A 16,673-nucleotide genomic window follows, 5' to 3' on the forward strand; every position below is an offset into this window, starting at 1 on the left:
CTTTGCCCTTCCATTTTCCTCTTTTTTCTGCCCTCCCGCGTCTCCTTGGCGGGCTGGCGTGGACTCCTTTCCGACCGTCTTACGAATTGCCAAAGATCGTCGGGACGCTCGCGTGGCGGTTGGGCGCGTTGGTACCTTCTGCAGTCTTCCCATCGTCGCTCGTCGATCCTGGATCGGAACGATTCACGCGACGGGCCGGGCGCGCAAGACTCCCCGCTCATCCTAATAAGATCCCGATTTTTCGCCTTCGAGTTTCACGCGGCCGTCGATTTTCCTGACCCGGGGCGAAAATGGGTGCAGGAGGGGCGGACGGGACGGGTCAGCGCCCGCCCTGCTCGACCGGGCGGAAGATCAGGTTGGGATCGTAGGCCGAGCTGGCGGCAGCCATTCCGCCGGCCTTGATCGGGGCCAGCGTGGTGGTCTCGATGCGGCCCGAGCGGGCATTCATCGAGACCAGGTAGGGCGTGCCCTTGATGGACCGCGCGGGACCGGAATCGGCGCCGAGGGTCGGCAGATGGGGGGTGGCGGTCGGGTCGGGGTCAAAGACGTCGCTCCGGTCGCCGATCCAGAAATGGAGGAATGGAGGGCCGAATGGGGTGCTCGCCGGGGTCGAGTAGATCGTGCTCGGGACGACCTCGCCGCGGGCGTTGACCAGGATGTCCACCTCGCCCGAATAGGTGTTGATCGGCAGCCGGGATCGTTCCCTTGTCGTGTTCCAGGTGGACAGGTCGATCACCGTTCCCGAGGGGAGCGTGACCGGAATTCCCCCCGGCGACGGCGATGGTCGCCGCCTGATGACGTAGGGATATTCCCCGAGGTAGGTCTTCCTCAGATCGGGGCCCGCCTTCTCCTCCTCTCCCTCCGCGGTTTCGTCCACGAGGCCGTTGTGGTTGTTATCGATTCCATCGAAACCGTCGTCGATGAAGCCGTTCCCGTCGTCGTCGCGCCCGTTGACGAGGAACAGGTAGTCGCCTTCCACAAACTGCATGGACTCGGCCAGGAACAGGACGAGAGGGCTCCTGACCCCCGTGAAATCCACGCCCGGCTTCCCGCAGTTGACGAACATTTCGGGGTTCGGCGTGGTCATCGGTCCCACGACGGTGTACCAGGTCCCAACCCCGCCGATCTGGATCCGATCTCCGACGCGAATGTTCCAGAACCAGCTCGTGGGTGGTCTCATCACGCTCGTGGCAAGGTCGACCGAGCATTCCTGGATCATGAGGAGCCTGTCCGGGTACGGATACACCTCGGAGGATGACCAAGGTAGCTTGCCCGGGAACCCCCGCCTGTAGGACTCATAGTTGGCACCCCATCCGACGACGAGCCCCTCCGAATAGTCCGGTGCCACCTCGATCGGGATGATGCGGTTGGCGCAGAGCGGCTTCGAGGGATCAATCGAGCCGTCGGACAGGCGGGAGATCGGAAAGGCCGGATCGAGCAGCAGGCGGATGCCGTGCGGCCGGCCCGTGGCGATCGCGGCATCTCGGGCTCCGACAAGGGCCGCTTGCAGCGATCGAGCGGCGGCAGCCGTCGCCGTCGATCCGTGCGAGACGACGGTCAGGCCGATGGCCGAGACGATGCCGATGATGGCGATGACCACCAGCAGCTCAATGAGCGTGAACCCTCGGCGCAGGCCCCGATCGGGGCCATACCGGCGACTGATGCGCATCATGGTGCTCTCCTCCGCCGGCGCAGCAGCACACCGGCGAATCCCCGGGTCGTCCTCCTTGAAGCACCCTAGAACACGATCCCGCCGCGTGAGAACTCGAGCCCGGCGAATGGACCGGAGTGCGCCTCGATGCGTTCGACACGGAACGCCGGCAAAACGGATCGGCGCAAGAGCATCCTCACGCGGGAGTGCCAACGTCGGCACTCAGGCTCCCATCATGACATCGACGAATGCAGAGTAAAGACCCTGCTGCTGAAAGCGAAAAACCCGCCAGCCTGCACCGAAGGGGTGAGGCTGGCGGGCTTCTGATACCCGGTCGTCGAACGAAGGACGCAACGCTTGAGGGCAGCTTGGAGGATCAGCCGCCGATGTCATCCTGGCTGACGGGGAGCTGCTTGAGACCCTTGTAGGTCGTGCCAACCGGCGGCGGCAGCTTGCTGCCGGCGGGGCTGACGATCTTCGAGAAGACGATGCCGCTGATCGTGTTGCGGATGAAGTGGACGGAGCCGTCGCACATCGCCGCATTGAAGCCGGTGGGGTGTCCGCTGTTGATGAACGGGAAGGACCCCTTGATGGTCAGGTTCTGACCATAGCCGATGTTCTCATACGTGCCGGGCTTGTTGGCCCATTCCCAGTCCGGCCCGTCCGTCTGCGTCCCGGACGCGGTATCGGTGACCGGGCCCAGGCTCATGGTCGAGCAGGTTCCCGCCGTGCCGCAGACGTTGTCCGAGGCGAGGAACGAGGTGAAGTTGGGGTGCGGGCAGGCCCAGTTGGCGTCGATGTTGGGAAGCATGCTGGCGCCCGCGGGGGCGTATCCGGCCAGGGTGTTCTCGCTGAGCAGGAGCGTGGTGCTCATGCCATCGACGACGCCGCTGACGGTGGTCTTGACGTTCCAGGGGAAGTTCACCGCGCTACCGCCGGCGACGCTCGAGGGCATCACCGAGGCGGGGAACATGACGCCGAGCTTCTGGCCGATGCCCTGGTTGGTGAGCCAGGGGGCGCCGTTGGTGACGGTCGGCAGCCACGAGAGCACGGTCGAGCCGTTCGCCGGGGCGCCGTCGGTCATGCCTCCGACCCACTGGGTCGGAGCGGCCGGGAAGCGGGTGAAGCCGCTGTTGACGACGTAGCTGTTGTTGCCCTGGTTGTCCTGGGCGTTGAGGTCGTCCGGGCAGCGGAGGATGGCGAGCGCCGTCTTGGAGATCGTCAGGTTGCTGACGGCGGTGCCGGCGGTCTGGTTCGTGGAGAGATAGGGGCTCTCACGGTCCCAGGCGTTGGCGAGCTCGACATTGTCGAGGTACTGGAGGATGTCAACCACCCAGCTCCGGGCATAGCTGGCCGGCACCGAGCCGGTCGGGTTGTTGATGGCGGTGTAGATCGACGAGGTCGTGGGGTCCGTCGTGTTGACGGTGGTCGCCTCGAAGAACGTGCCGGAGGCGGGGAACGCGTTCTTGGCGGTGGAGAACTGCGTGATGGCCAGCGCAACGTTCTTGAGGTTGTTCTGGCACTGGGCGCGGCGGCCGGCCTCGCGGGCCGAATTGATGGCCGGCAGGAGCAGGCCGACGAGCACGCCGATGATGGAGATCACCACCAGCAGCTCGATCAGGGTGAAGCCTCGACGACGACGGGGGGTCATGATCGGTCCTTTCTTGGGTTGACGACGGGATCAGGTTGATTCTAGACGGCTCCGCCGGCCTCGAACAAGATGCTATGCTGGACAGCCGGCGGCGAACTCGTCCGGTCCGAGTACCGGAGCCAGCCGCGCTCTTTATTGCTAAGGATACGCGAGAGCGAGGGTTCCCTCCGAGAAAACTCGTCGATCACTCAATTCTCTGGCGATAGACCACGGCCGGGCGGAAACTGCCGGGCGTATTCGGATCGAAGCCCGTGAGCTTCAATCGGTTCACGATGAAGAAGGCGCGATAGCGGGTTGCCTGGCCGACGGCGGCGCCGATCTCCGGGCCCATCAGGTCGAAGGCCAGGACGGGAGCGGTTGCCAGCATGCCGAGGTCCCCTTCGCGCTTGACCTCGAAGAATCCGATCGTGATCCAGACCGCGTACTGATGTGTGCGCACGGTGGTCAGGTTCATGACCTTCTGCAACATCTCGGTCCGCCAGTAAGGGCTCTGGCTCAGGTCCGGCTTCGGGGTCACATTCGATCCCAGGTACACGCCCGTGGCCGGGATGCCGGGGGCCGGCGCATTGCCCGACCAGAAGATGTTGGGATAGCCGCTGTTGGCGTACAGCCCGCCGGTCAGGACCGGGAGGGCACCGTTCGCGGCCGTCAGGGCCCGATTGACGAATGGATCTCCCGAGTCGCTCGCGTTGCTCTGAGGCGCCGTCGGCGGCAGCGTCGGGGGCGTGCCGAAGGCGTTCGAGCCGTAGGCGTCCGGCGGCTGGAAGAGGCGCCGCGGGGGGATCGGCGGCGGCATCGTCATGGTCACGGACGTGGCCGGCGTCGAGTTGTAGATGTTGATTCCCGGCTGATACGTGTTCGTGGGTCCGTAGACGCCCGCGGTGGCCACGGAACTCACCGGGCCCCAGGGATTGAGGTAGGGATTCCTCAGCCCCGGGTCGCCCACGTACCCGGCGGTGGTATTGCTGAAGTAGTATCCCGCGGGCGTCCCCGTGGGGGCCGTGTAGCCCAGCGCCGGCGTCGACGTCGCCGTCGGCGGCAGGTTGGCGGGCCTCATGATCGTGTAATCGATGTCCGGATAGCTGAGCGAGTGGAACGGCCGTTCCGTGTTGTTGGCGCCGAAGAGGAACCGGTCGCCGCCGTGGCGGAGGTAGAGGAACTGGGCGAAGGCCGCCTTCATGCCGTTGTAAGCCCCGCCGCCGTGGCCCACCGGGTCGTTGGCGACGATGCCGGGATGGGAGCTCGCTCCCCACATCGAGTACGACGTGCTCGGCGCCCCGCCCGACTTGGACGAGGTCACGATCTCGGGGGTGACTCCCGGTCCCCCGGAGACCTGGGCGAAACTGAGCAGCGTCTGCGTGAAGGAGTCCGTGTTGCTCAGGGCGGCGCCGTTCGTGATGTTCACGGACTGCGAGCCGAAGACCGCGAAGAAGACCTCCTCGTCGATGATCAGGTTGAGGTTCACCTGGCCGGCCCGGGCGTCCTGCCGCGCCCAATCGAAGTTGGTCCCCGCCGCGACCGTGCCGATGGCGCCGATCGCCTGGCTGGGCACCTCGAAGAACTCCATCATCTTGAACCAGCCGTCGGCCGCGTGGCCGCCCACCTTGCCGCCGGGGTCGTTTCCGATCGCCGGCACCGGGGCCGTGGTGTTGCCATAGCCCGTATAGAAGAACTTGTCGACCAGGTAGGGGAAGGTCCGCGGCTGGGACACGGTCCCCGCCGTCGGCACCGGCGCCCGCAGGGCCGCGTTAGGCGACGTCGGCGCGGCGGATGGCGTGGTCGCCGCCGTGGGGGGATTCGGGGGCATGGTCGACGGCACCGGGAACGTGATCGGCACAGAGGCCACCGCCCCGGTAGTCGGCGGCATAGGCGCCAGCTCCACGAACTGCTTGGTGAACAGGCCGGGGGGGCAGCCGGGGACGAGCAGGAGCTCGGCCACGCTCGTGAAGTCCCGGTCGTTGAAGGGGAAATAATCCCAGAGTTCCGACTGGTCGTTCATCAACCCGAACGTGTGGTACATCTGCCTCGTGATGGCGCCGTTTGTCGTCCCGTCGTTGTAGTTACCAACCGTCGAGGCCGAGGTGGGTGCGGCCATCTGCTCGGAATACCCGTAGGGAGTGTAGAGTGGCGCGACCCCCGTCGTGGTATCGCTGGGCAGCCGGACGGCGTGCCCCCCGCGGAACGGCTGACAGCGCTGGCTGGAGCAGATCCGCTGAGTGCCGAGGTTGATCGTGGGTGGAGATCCGGATGCGATCGTCCCGCCCCCTTCCGAGAAGGCAAAACGCATCGCATCGACAACCACCATCGGGTTGTAGCCCGCGATCGCCGGATTCGGCTGCGGGGGCGCGAACAGGTTGGCGGGCCGCCTCAGGCAGGCCCAGTAATACTGCGCGCCGCCCGTGGGCGGGGCGGCCGTGATCTTGGCGGGATACGCCTTGGTCGGGATTCCGACGGCCGTGCCCTTGGTATCCGTCATCCCGTTGGTCCAGGCCGGCGGGATGACCGTAGTGGGCACCGTCGCCGGCGGGGCCGTGGAGCTGAACGGATCGAAGGCCGAGTTCAGCGTGCCGACCAGCGGGATGACCGGCGTGGCGGCCACGGACGGCGGGGCGCTGCCGATCGTGTAGAAGTAGTTGGTCGGGAAGTCGGCCGCCGAGAACGGGCTTCCCGCGGCCGCTACGGGTGCCCCGTAGGAATAGAGCGGCGGCAGTTGCACGGTCCCCGTGGTCAGGGCCGGGGAGAACAGGGGCGTCGCCCCGGTCGCCTGGTTGAATGGCATCTGCCCGTAATACCTCGCCGTGACGATCGGCTGGAGCTGCCCGACGTAGGGGTCGGGTCGGCTGACCGGATCGTCGCCGGCGATGACCATGTCGTAATTCGCGACCGACAGGTCAAGCTGGGACACGTCGGGCGGATTGGCGATCGTGGGGTTGAAGCTATTTGCCGGCAGGAAGCTGATGGCGGACTGCGAGAGCGTGTTCACCAGCTCCACGATGAAGCGATTGGACCTGTTGGCCGCGCCCGTCCCGTTCATCAGGTACGAGCTCGCCATCGCCTCGTTGATCGCGACCGGGTTGTATTCCATCCCAAACTGGTGGAGCGGGATCACCGGCGACCCGGCGGCCACCGTCGCCCCGGCCGGGACCAGGTAACTCGGCTTCATGGGGGTCGTCGAGGCGTCGCCCAGTACCATCATCACGTCCGGGTTCTGGAAGTGCGTCATCGTGCCGTCCGGGTCGCGGAAGTCGATGACGTTGACCAGGAACTGGCTGAGCTGCGCCTTCTCCTCGGGCGTATCCGTCGCCTTCGGCGGCAGGACCGACTTGAGCAACTGGTAGGCGTCGCTGATCCACTTCCGACGAACCGGCTCGTCCGGGTCGTTCGAGACCGGCAGCGGCATGTTGAGGTTGATCTTCCGGTCCCGGTGCGCCAGCGACGGCGTTGGCAGGCTCAAGTTACGCAGGCTGGCGTCGGCCGTCGGCGAGGAAAATTGCCGGTTGTTCGGGAACGCGCTGTTCGGATTGTCCGGGGCCCACGAGAAGACGTTCGACTCCCACACGTCGGTGGAGAAGAGCCGCCTTCGCCGCTGGGCGTCGACCGCGTTCGCGAAGCTGATGGGGGCAAGCTGGGGCAGCCTGCTCGAGAGCGAGGAACCGTCCACGTCCTGCTGGCGATAGAGCCATTCCAGGTCGCCATAGCCGAACGCCTGGTCTGCCTGCGCGTTCGGATTATAGAGGTTCATCTCGTCCGCATCGTTCAGGCCGTCCGACGACTTGCTCGCCATGGCAGTGGCGTCATAGGTCGGATACTGGATCGGAAACAGGTGGCCGGCGGTGTCCAGGGTCCTGTTGACGGGCATGCCTCCGCTCCGCTGGAACTGGAAGGTCCAGGTCCCGCTCGGCGTGTGCCCCGGCCCCCCGCCCGCGATCACGGGCGGCAACCGGAAGAACTCGAAGGCATGCAAGGGATTGTTGGTCACGTCGGGGAGATACGTCGGGAAGGGAAGACTGTTCGGGTTGTTCGTCGGCCCGTTGGTGTAGAAGTAATTCCCCGTGGTTCCGCTGACGGGGTAGTAGACCTCCCCCGTGGTCGGCGGCGTGGACGCTGAATAGGGCGTGACCGACCCCGGCGTCCCGGGGGGGCGATAGTAGCTGGAGAATCTCACCCGGCCGAGTGCGTCGGCCCCGGCCTGGTAGGTCGTCGTCCACGGCGTCACCGAGCCGGTCCCGTTGATGTCGGCCGGGGTGACGAACCGCCGCATCCGGTCCACGGGGAGCAGCAGGGCGCCGGCGGGGTCGTAGGCGTCCGAATCGGCCACCTCTCCTCCATGACCGAGCGGGGCCGGATCAAAGCCGTTGTAATTGTCGTCGGCCGCGTCGCGGGCCGTGCCCGTCAGGACGTCCGTCGAGTCGTACGAGTAGCCGGCGCGGACGGGATTCAGATAGGTGGCCCGAACCGGGTTGAGGTAGCCGCCGATGGCCGGCGGGCTGGGGGCCGACGGCGCCTGGATCCCTCCCGGCACGGAGCCCGACTCGCCCCACCGGCCCGGGACCGAAGGCGTCAGCCGCAGGACGACGGGCGCGTTGTCCGGGTCGACGCCGTAGGCCGTGTCGTTCGGATCGGCGACTCCGTTCGGCATGGCCAGCGGGTTCTGCGTGGCGCTCCCCGAATTCTGCTGAGAGAATACGTAGTTCTTGTCCGCGTCGGTCATGGTCCCGAAGGTCGACGTCGTGGGGGGCCTGGTCCCCGCGAGCAGGTTTCGGAGCTGAGAGATCCGGACGTCGACGCCGGCGTTGTCGACCTGCGTGTTGACCATGGTGTCGGTCGAGACACCGAGCGGATAGTTGAACGCCGCGGCGACGTCGTAGTTCGGGTCGAAGGCATTCTGCAACGCATAGCTCGGGTCGATCTCGCTGACCGAATTGCCGAGATGCGAGGCGTGGTAGGCACCGTTCCCGTAATGGTAAGTAGGGCTCACCGTCGGGAACGGAATGCCGGGATTGATGCTCCCCGCCAGGTTCCCCGCCGAGTTCAGCGGGATCCGCCCGTTGAGGCCGATGACCATGAAGGCGAAGAGGGGCTTGAAGAGATGGCCCTGCGCGTTCCTCCTGGGCGGATAGCCAAGGTCCACCCAGACCGAGTCCGTGGTGCCATCGCCGTCGTTGTCGACGTCGAAGTTGAGCTTTTTGGTGGTCGCATCCGGCACCAGGTCGGGGAAGGTTGCCGAGTCGTGTCCATCGGCGGCGCGAGGCCGGAGGATCCGCGAGGCGGAGTTGGCCCAGTTGCCGACGGCGTTGGATTCGTAGGTGGCGTTGGCGGTCCCGCCCCAGTCGTAGACCGGGACCGTGGCCCCCGGATCGATGCGGATCGCGGCCGGTCGGTGGAAGGAGGGGATGATCACCTGGCCGTCGGCGCTCTGCATGGCCAGGAACCAGTTCTCGAGATCGGCCGCGTCGTAGTCCTCATCCATGCCCTGAGTGGCCGGCGACTGGCCGTTGAAGCGGAAATTGCCCCGAGAGGACAACGCCCCGATTCCCGGGCCGTTGAACGCGTGCATCCACCGACCATCGAGCACAATCTGGTAGGGGGGCACCGGGTTGGACCCGCCAAGGTTGAAGTTGGCCTGGAGCAAGTAATAGGCGGCCGCAGGGACCGTCGTGCCAAGGTTCGGGTTGTACAGTGATGTCCCTGATTCGGTCGCGGTGATCTTCACATGGAAGACCAGGTAACCCGACGGAGAAGTCACATCGAGGATCTCCAGCGACGAATCGACCGCACCGGGCACGTGCGCTCGCATCGTCCACCGGGTGAAATCATATCCATAGAACGCCGGGTCGCCGAGCTGGATGTTTGTCGTCAAATATGTGTCGGCGCCGGTCGTGCTCGAGGCCGTCACCGTCAGGAACGTGCCGTTGGTCGGATGGGCGTCCACGTAGCCGTTCCGATTGGCATCGTTGCCGTACATGTCACGGGCCATGCTGTGGCCGCGGATGGCCGAGCGGACGTCGGCCGTATCGCTGATGAGCTGGGCCAGCGCGTAGTCCATCAGCTCGTCGCTGGGGGGCTGCAACTTCGACTGGACGAAGCTCCGGGCGCTCTGGCGGGCCTGACCGGAGAACGTGGCGAAGGTCACGCCGATCAGGGCCATCAGACCGAGCAGTCCGAGGACGAGGATCAGGATGACCCCTCGTCTCCGGAGCCGGTTTCGCGTCGAACTGGCGAGCATGATCGTGCCTCCCGGTCTTGCAGGACACCCTGCACTCACACCCGATAGCTTACAGCTTATCGGTGAAATCCTGACGAATCGTCAATGTCTTGATACGCTGGTTGGTCGGGTCGGTGACGCGTACCTGGATCTGGATCCCCCTCAGGGGGGCCGGATACGGCGGCGGGTACGACGGGTAGACCGGCGGCGAGAGCGGCGGCCCCCAGGGGAAGCCGTTCATCGTATCCGAGGGATTGGCCTTGTTGAGGTAGACCCCGTTCGCCGGCGCCCGCGTGTAGTCGGTGGACCACGAATCCCACACCCGCCGCAGCCGGACCACGCTCGCCGTGTTATCCCCCACGTTGCTCGAGTATTCAGGGTAACCCGCGTACTCCGGCGTGAACGACGTGGGGCTGATGTAGGTCGGGTTGGGATACGACGCGTCGAGGCGGTTGTCGTTCACGAGCGGAGGCATCCGACCTTCGTGCGCGAACGTCTGCTTGAACGTATCGAAATTGAGATAGTTCCACGTCGTGACCGTCGGGGTCTGGTTCAGATAGGGGGGATAAGTCGTGATCCCGGTAATCCGCGCATCGTCTCCCCAGCCGAGATCGGCGTAGTCGCCGCGGCAGAGGTCGTAGGCCTTCACATCGAAGCTGCGGACGCCCGTCATGATCAGGTCGTCCTCCCAGCTCAACTGCCAGAGCGCAGCCTGGTTGATTGCCGCCCCGCCCCAGAAGTAGCTCATCTTCCCAAGCGAGTCGGAGAACAAATCGGGATTTCGCCGATAGATCCCGAAATCCCCCGTGAAGCCGTCGTACCGCATGGGCGGCAGGAAGTTCACATCGTCCGTGGTGGGAAAGACATTCGCCGGGCGGGGCGGCAGGCCATAGGGCTGGCTCAAATTCACGCCATTCACCTGCCAGGATGGATCGACCCAGTTCGGGGAGAGAGTCTCTCGCCACGTCGGGAAGCCCCACCACGTCGTGTTGTAGATTGTGCCCGTCGCGGCCGCGCCGAAAGGAGGTATCGGCAGGCTGTCGCCCAGGTCGACCGGATGATGGTTGAGTCCCTGGAGGTACAGGAGCGGATTGGTGTCGAAGGCCACCGCGGAGTTGGTCGCCGCGTTGTAATACTGAGGATTCGGCGAATGGATCCAACCGTAAGGCGCCACGCCTCCGTCGAGAAGCTGCGGCCAGCTATAGGCACCGGGAAACACATACGGGAATCGGACGCCGACGGCGTATCGACCGAAGCTCCCGTAGAAGGGCTCGTAGATCAGTTGGCCCGCCCCGACCGCGTGTCCGTACGCCTCGGGGTAGAGTGTCGGGTAATAGTCGGGGACGTTATCGCCGTTGACGTCGTCGGCCACGTTGTCCGGGGACGTCACCGACGGGTTAACGTTCGAGAGGAAGTCGTTGGCGAAGCGCTGATGGAAGGCCCGGTTCTCGCGGTTCGCCAGGTGCCCCAGGGTGTTCAGGACGATTGCATTGTGACTGAGCACGATATTCGGATCCGGGCCGGACGGCGCCGGATGGGCCGAGAAGTCGTTCATCCCCTGCCAGCTCGTCTGGAGCGACCCGCCCAGAGCATTGGGCAGGAAATTGAAGCTAACCGTCCCGCCGACACCGTTGCTGATCGTCCCCTGATTGTTCGTCCCCCCGGTGAAAGACTGCGTCGGCACGATCGTGGATTGCCGCTCGGGCGCGACCAGCAGGACGCGCCGGTAGAGGTTACCATTCCGCAGGAAGTAGATGATCTCGGCGAACTCGCTGGTCACTGTGATCGGCTGATAGGGGGCGTTGACCAGGCCAGGGAAGCCATGGGGAGGTATCCACATCCTCCCCGTGAACGGCTTGCCCGCGGGGGCCTTGGCCGTGAACCGGATGTAGTCGTCCCCATCCTCTCCCTGGCCGTCGGCGAACTCGTTCTCCCCGTACTCGAAATACCCCGGATTGTTGGCCGGATCGTTGGGCGGCGTCATCTTGCAGGTGACGCCCGAGAGGTCCATTCGGAGAGTCGTGTCGAGCTGGCGGAGCTGGTTTTCCAATTCCTGGTAAACCTGCGCGGAGTTCAGCGAGCTCGTCGCCGCCTGGAAGATCTTGACGACGGCCGTCATCATGAGCAGCAGCACCGCCAGGGTGACGAGCATCTCGATGAGCGTCACGCCGCGCCGGCTGTGAGCCCCATGTCGTCGGTCGATTCGATGAGATCGTTTCACGTCGTGGTCCCCGAGCGAAGGCCGTCGCCGGCATGCCTGTGGCCGAATGGGAATTCCTACCTGAGGAAGAAGGACTGCGGAATCACGTTGACCACATGAGGCGCGACGAGAACTGCATTTCGATAGACCGGGGCCCCGCCTGGCTGGAGGAGGGTCCGGGCCTCGAGCTTGCGATCGACATACACGACCATGGCTCGGTAGCCGCCGAGGGGGTCGTTCTGAACCGGCCCCAGCTTCTGGACCTGATACCAGATGCAACGCTGGGCCGGGAGGTTGTCCCACTCGCCATTGTTGAGCATGTTGGGGACACCGCCGAGGACTCCGCTGACCGGATCCGGGAAATTGGAGCAACGGAGGTTGGCCACGCTCTGGACCCGTTCGTAGGTCACGTCCGCAATCCAGTTCCCGACCTTGATCACGGGGTCTTCCATCCCCGCAGGCCAGCGGACGAGGACGACGCGATCCGCGCCTGACGCATAACCCACGGCGTAACCGGGGGCCGTGACCACGTTCTGGCTGTAGCCGAAGATCCCCTCGTAGACCATCTCTCCCGATGCCTGGTAGACGCTCGTGCCGGTGTTTCCCGCCGGCACCAGGTCAAGCCCGAAGGCACGGTTCTCGAAGATCACGACGTTCCCGTCGAACGCGGCCCCGTTGGCCGTGTTGGTCTGGCGACCCGTGATCATCCAACTGAACCGCCAGTCAAACGTCACCTGAGGACTCCCCAGGCTGTCGTTGCCGGAGATGCTGAAGTCCGGCACGACGGGGCTCGCCTGCGGGATTACAGTCGGATCCTGGACCACCATGTCCTCGGGCGATACGAAGATCCCCGGGACGGTGCTTGCGGACGGCATCACCGGCATGACGAGGTTTCCCGCCGCATTCGTATAGGCCGGTCGGTTGAAATTTGTCAGCCGCTGGAGGCCGTGGGCGCTGGGCTCGCCGTTGCCGTCGTAGTCGGAGGGGATGACCGTCCGGAGGACATTCCCCGCCGCGAACCGCGCCTCGGGCGTCATCCCCGGAGTCGTGGCATAGCTTGGATTGTGGGTATCCTGGAGATAGATCCCCCCGTTGACGTGGTCCGTCTGCCATCGCCACAGGGGATCATAGGCGAAGGGAAGCCCGCGATTGACGGCAACCGCCCCCTGCGGGGAATAGATCGGCCCATTCACATAGTATGGATCGACCGTGTAACCGGGCGTGTCCTGCAAGAGCGGGTTGAAACTGCCGTCTCCCGCAGGGTCCAGAGACGCCTTCACGGGCGAATAGAACCACCGATTGAAACTCCCGGCGGCCCACGGGGCCGGCGGGTAGGAATTCAGGAAGTCCGCCGCCGCGAACGTGTCCGCACGGAATAGTCCCCGCGCCGCAATGTCGGCCGCCGCCGACTCGGTCAGGTAGGCCGAACGCGACTGGCGCTGGGCCTCTCGTAGGCGAAGCAGCCCAAGCGGGAAGAGCGTCGCCAACGAGACCAGTCCGATACCGATGATCATGATCGAGATCAACACTTCGGTGAGCGTGATCCCCGGTCGACTGGAGTGTACCCGGGGTGCGGCGGAGGACCGACCGTGAGCTTTTTCCTGTAGCCGGATCATTGGTTGGCCCCCCTGACACCCTGCTGGGCTTCCAGGAACGGGAGATTGAGGTTGTACGCCGTCCCGTTCGCGGGGTTCGCCGGATCGTCGAACCGCGGCGGCGTGTTGATCACCATCCGGCCGGTCCGTGAGAAGATGGTCATCAAACTGCTCTCACCCTTGAGCTCAGCCCGGCCGGTCGCCGCCGCCGGCAGGGTCAAGCCGGACGGGATCGGTAGCGCCCAGGGTACGGTTGCCGACACCGCGGCAGGCGCGACCACGTCACTCCGCTCGGCCAGCCAGAGGTGAATGAACGACCCGTTCAGCCCGAACGAGGAGGGCGAGGAATAGATGGTGGTGGGGACCACGGCTCCGTCCGGATAGACCATCAGGTCCACGTTCCCCGAGAACGGGTTCAGGACCTGGGACGACGTGGGCGCCGCGGTCGAGGCCCCAAGGGTGATCGCCGGAAGAGGGAATCGCGAGCGCTCACGGGTGCTCGCCCAGGTCGTGGCATCAATCACCACGTTCGACGGAAGTGACAATTCGCGTGAACCCGAGCTCGGGATCGGCCGCCTCGTGATCGTGTAAGGCTGGTTGAGGAGGCCGGTCGTGGGGGGGTTCGGCGGGATCGGAGGAAGGCTCAGTACCGTCGAGTTCACTCCCGCGAGTCTCCCCCCGATCGTGCCGATCCACGTCTCGGTCTCGGTCCATTCGGCCGGTTCGTCGATCGTGTTGTTAAAATTGTTGTCGATGCCGTCCCAGCCGTTGTCGATGAATCCGTCCGGGACTGGCGTGTCGTCGTCCTGCCCGTTGATCAGGAAGAGATATTCCACGCGAAAATCGATGCCGGCCGTGAACCCCTTCGGCAGATAGGTCCGCAGGAGCTGGGTCGGAGATCCGGCCGGTCCATCGTTCACGAAGAGCTCGGGGTTGAACTGGACCATTGGACCAACGATTGTATAAATATGCCCGCTATCCGCGATCCGGATCTTGTCGCCGATCCGGACGTTCCAGAACCAGGAGGTCGGCGTATTGGCCAGGCCAACCGGTGAGCTCGTGTCGATGGGACATTCCTCGACCATCAGCACTTTCACCGGGTTGGAGGCATAAAGGACGTAGGGCAAATGTGCTGCCGGCGGATAGGTGCTCATCGCCGCGGGGAACGGCGAGAAAAGCGGCAGATCCTTGATGATGCTGACCATGCCCTCGGTGTAGTCTGGGGCCGACTCCAACGGCATGATCCGGTTGAATGCCAGCGGCAGGTTGATATCCACCATGTTCGTGGACGGATCGATGCCGCTGATGGTCGGGTCGGAGATCAGCCGGACCCCCGTGGGCGAGCCGGTGCGGACCGCCGTGTCTCGGGCGGCGACCATGGAGGCCTGAAGGAGCCGAGCGGCCTCGCTCACCTGGCGGTGACTCACCGCCGAGATGATCGAGGGGAGCGTCACGGCGCTGACGATCAGGATGATCAGGATCACGACCAGCAGCTCGACGAGCGTGAACGCCCGATGCCGCCGGCGCCATCCCATCCGATCCGGGAACGGAGAGTTGATCCCGCGGAAGCACTTCATCAGCCCGACCCTCCGATCCCGCCCGTGGATTGAACGTTCTGATTCGTGATGTCGTCCTGGGCGGCCTGGAGCACGTCGGACGTCGACGGATGCTCCGGGTCGGCGGCCGGGCTGTAACCGATCGAGGTCGCGGCGGAGATCGACGCCGTCGAGACGAAATCGACCGCCGGTCCCGACGTCCCGTTCCACCCGAAGGGCATCGCGCCATTCTCATTGGCGAGCAGGCGCAGCGCGATCTGATCCGTGGAACCCAGGGAGTTCAGGTACGCGCTGCTGTAGAGGAAAACCCCCGGCACCTTGTCCTCGCCGGCCGAGAGGACCAGGAACTTCGTGTAGAAGGCACGGCGAGAACCCCCGGCCCGGTCCCAGTCCAAGCCTCCTCCCACGGGCGTGGTCGCGTCCGAGAGCCGGTGGAAGTATGAGGCGAAGAAATGGGCCGCGCTGCTCATCCCGGGCGGGCTGGCGATCCCCACGACCGGCGCGATCGGCGAGGCGCCATTGGCCGCGAGCCCTCCACTCCCCGAAGTCGACCACCAGGCCGGCGCCATGAGCTGCTGGTTGAGGTCGAGCGGATTCTGCTCGCGCTGGTCGTAATTGCCGCCGTTGCCCGTATTCGGATCTCCGTAGGGCGGGACCAGAGTCCAGGACTGCCCGGTCGTCGCGATCATGCGCTGCCCGCGCTGCAGGTCCGAGTGGTAGAGCAAGGGCCAGCGGAAGAACTGGAGCGGCTCGCCCCAGGCATCCACGAACTCGGGAAGGCCGTCGCCGTCGGTATCGCGGACCTCCCGGTCGGTGAAATCGTCCCGGTTGAAGACCGACCCGAGCGGCCCCACCCCCTCGACGAGGAGGGCATAGAGCATCTCGGCCCTGGCGGTCTTGTGCGTGTGCGCCGCCAGCTTGGTGACGATGGCCGACCTGTCCGTGGCGGAAACGCCGTTGAACCACTCGGCGAAATCATCGACCAGGCCGTTGCCGTCGTTGTCCACCATGTCGTAGCCCCGGGTGCTGATCCCCAGGCCCTTGTAAAGGGCGGCAGCCGCCGGGTAGGACGCTCCGTTGATGCCCGAACCGGTGAAGCCGAACTCCGGGTGGGTCGAGACAAGCCGTCCGCTCTGCGGGTCGATGTGTCCATCCCCGAACCCGGACGTCCAGCCGTAAGTCGCACCAAGGTTATTACGCGGCCCGGTCACCATGTGCCCGAGGGGGAGCATGTAATTCCCGCCGGTCACGAGGGCCGTCCCAGGGAAAGGCAGGCCCGTAAACTGGATCGCATAAGATCCGCTGTACGAATTGGGATTGGCGACGAAGGACGGATCCAGATAGAAGACGTCGGGCATCTCTGCCCTGATGAAGTCGAAAGCGGCGATCACCTGGGCACGCTGAAGCGTCAGGCATTTCGGATTCGGGGCACCCGAGGACAGATCGATGGCGGCCGGGAGCATGATCGGCCCACTATCCGCCTCCGTCCCCAATCCGGCCGGGTAAATGCCCGCCAGGTAGGCATGGGCATAATTCGGCGTCGGCAGGTTTTGAAGCAATGCATCAAGGCGGTCGTTCAATCCCGATTCGAGCTTGATGATCAGGGACTGGGTGGCTCGTTCCTCGGCGCGACGGATTCCATCCATGGCCGACTTGAGGATGAACATCAGGATGATGCCGATGATCACGATGACCGCGAGGAGCTCCACCAGGGTGAACCCCGGGGGACCACCGGCGATGGCCTTCCCACGCGTCTGGCCCGAGACTGATCGCATATCCGCAACCTCATTCCTCAAAGCCCGATCCCGACGCCTC

Annotated in this window: 7 protein-coding genes; all 7 read right to left on the bottom strand. The window is 65.1% G+C overall.

What is annotated here, in order from left to right; all coding sequences use genetic code 11:
* Positions 1 to 319 precede the first annotated feature (319 nt).
* Positions 320 to 1,672, bottom strand: a complete 1,353-nt coding sequence (locus G6O54_RS25940; RefSeq protein WP_205679044.1) for a prepilin-type N-terminal cleavage/methylation domain-containing protein — start codon at positions 1,670 to 1,672, stop codon at positions 320 to 322.
* A gap of 355 nt (positions 1,673 to 2,027) precedes the next feature.
* Entirely contained in the window at positions 2,028 to 3,302 is a 1,275-nt protein-coding gene (locus tag G6O54_RS25945; protein ID WP_165229751.1) for a DUF1559 family PulG-like putative transporter, read from the bottom strand.
* 184 nt (positions 3,303 to 3,486) lie between these two features.
* Entirely contained in the window at positions 3,487 to 9,528 is a 6,042-nt protein-coding gene (locus G6O54_RS25950; RefSeq protein WP_165229754.1) for a ribosomal eL19 family protein, read from the bottom strand.
* A gap of 49 nt (positions 9,529 to 9,577) precedes the next feature.
* Positions 9,578 to 11,728 (bottom strand): PulJ/GspJ family protein, encoded by a 2,151-nt coding sequence (locus G6O54_RS25955; protein WP_250847088.1) that lies wholly within the window; start codon positions 11,726 to 11,728, stop codon positions 9,578 to 9,580.
* A gap of 56 nt (positions 11,729 to 11,784) precedes the next feature.
* On the bottom strand, positions 11,785 to 13,221 hold the full coding sequence (locus G6O54_RS25960) for a hypothetical protein (protein ID WP_250847089.1): 1,437 nt from the start codon (positions 13,219 to 13,221) through the stop codon (positions 11,785 to 11,787).
* Between the two features lie 98 nt (positions 13,222 to 13,319).
* Complete coding sequence (locus tag G6O54_RS25965; protein ID WP_165229757.1) at positions 13,320 to 14,879, bottom strand: prepilin-type N-terminal cleavage/methylation domain-containing protein; 1,560 nt, start codon at positions 14,877 to 14,879, stop codon at positions 13,320 to 13,322.
* Entirely contained in the window at positions 14,879 to 16,633 is a 1,755-nt protein-coding gene (locus tag G6O54_RS25970) for a type II secretion system protein (protein WP_165229760.1), read from the bottom strand. The genes G6O54_RS25965 and G6O54_RS25970 overlap by 1 nt, the downstream gene beginning before the upstream one ends.
* Between the last annotated feature and the right edge of the window lie 40 nt (positions 16,634 to 16,673).

This window comes from Aquisphaera insulae (assembly GCF_011064615.1).
Lineage (GTDB): Bacteria > Planctomycetota > Planctomycetia > Isosphaerales > Isosphaeraceae > Aquisphaera > Aquisphaera insulae.

Coding starts and splice junctions, on each gene's coding strand:
- G6O54_RS25970 (WP_165229760.1), bottom strand. CDS start 16,633: ATGCGATCAGTCTCGGGCCAGACGCGTGGGAAGGCCATCGCCGGTGGT.
- G6O54_RS25965 (WP_165229757.1), bottom strand. CDS start 14,879: ATGAAGTGCTTCCGCGGGATCAACTCTCCGTTCCCGGATCGGATGGGA.
- G6O54_RS25945 (WP_165229751.1), bottom strand. CDS start 3,302: ATGACCCCCCGTCGTCGTCGAGGCTTCACCCTGATCGAGCTGCTGGTG.
- G6O54_RS25960 (WP_250847089.1), bottom strand. CDS start 13,221: ATGATCATCGGTATCGGACTGGTCTCGTTGGCGACGCTCTTCCCGCTT.
- G6O54_RS25940 (WP_205679044.1), bottom strand. CDS start 1,672: ATGATGCGCATCAGTCGCCGGTATGGCCCCGATCGGGGCCTGCGCCGA.
- G6O54_RS25950 (WP_165229754.1), bottom strand. CDS start 9,528: ATGCTCGCCAGTTCGACGCGAAACCGGCTCCGGAGACGAGGGGTCATC.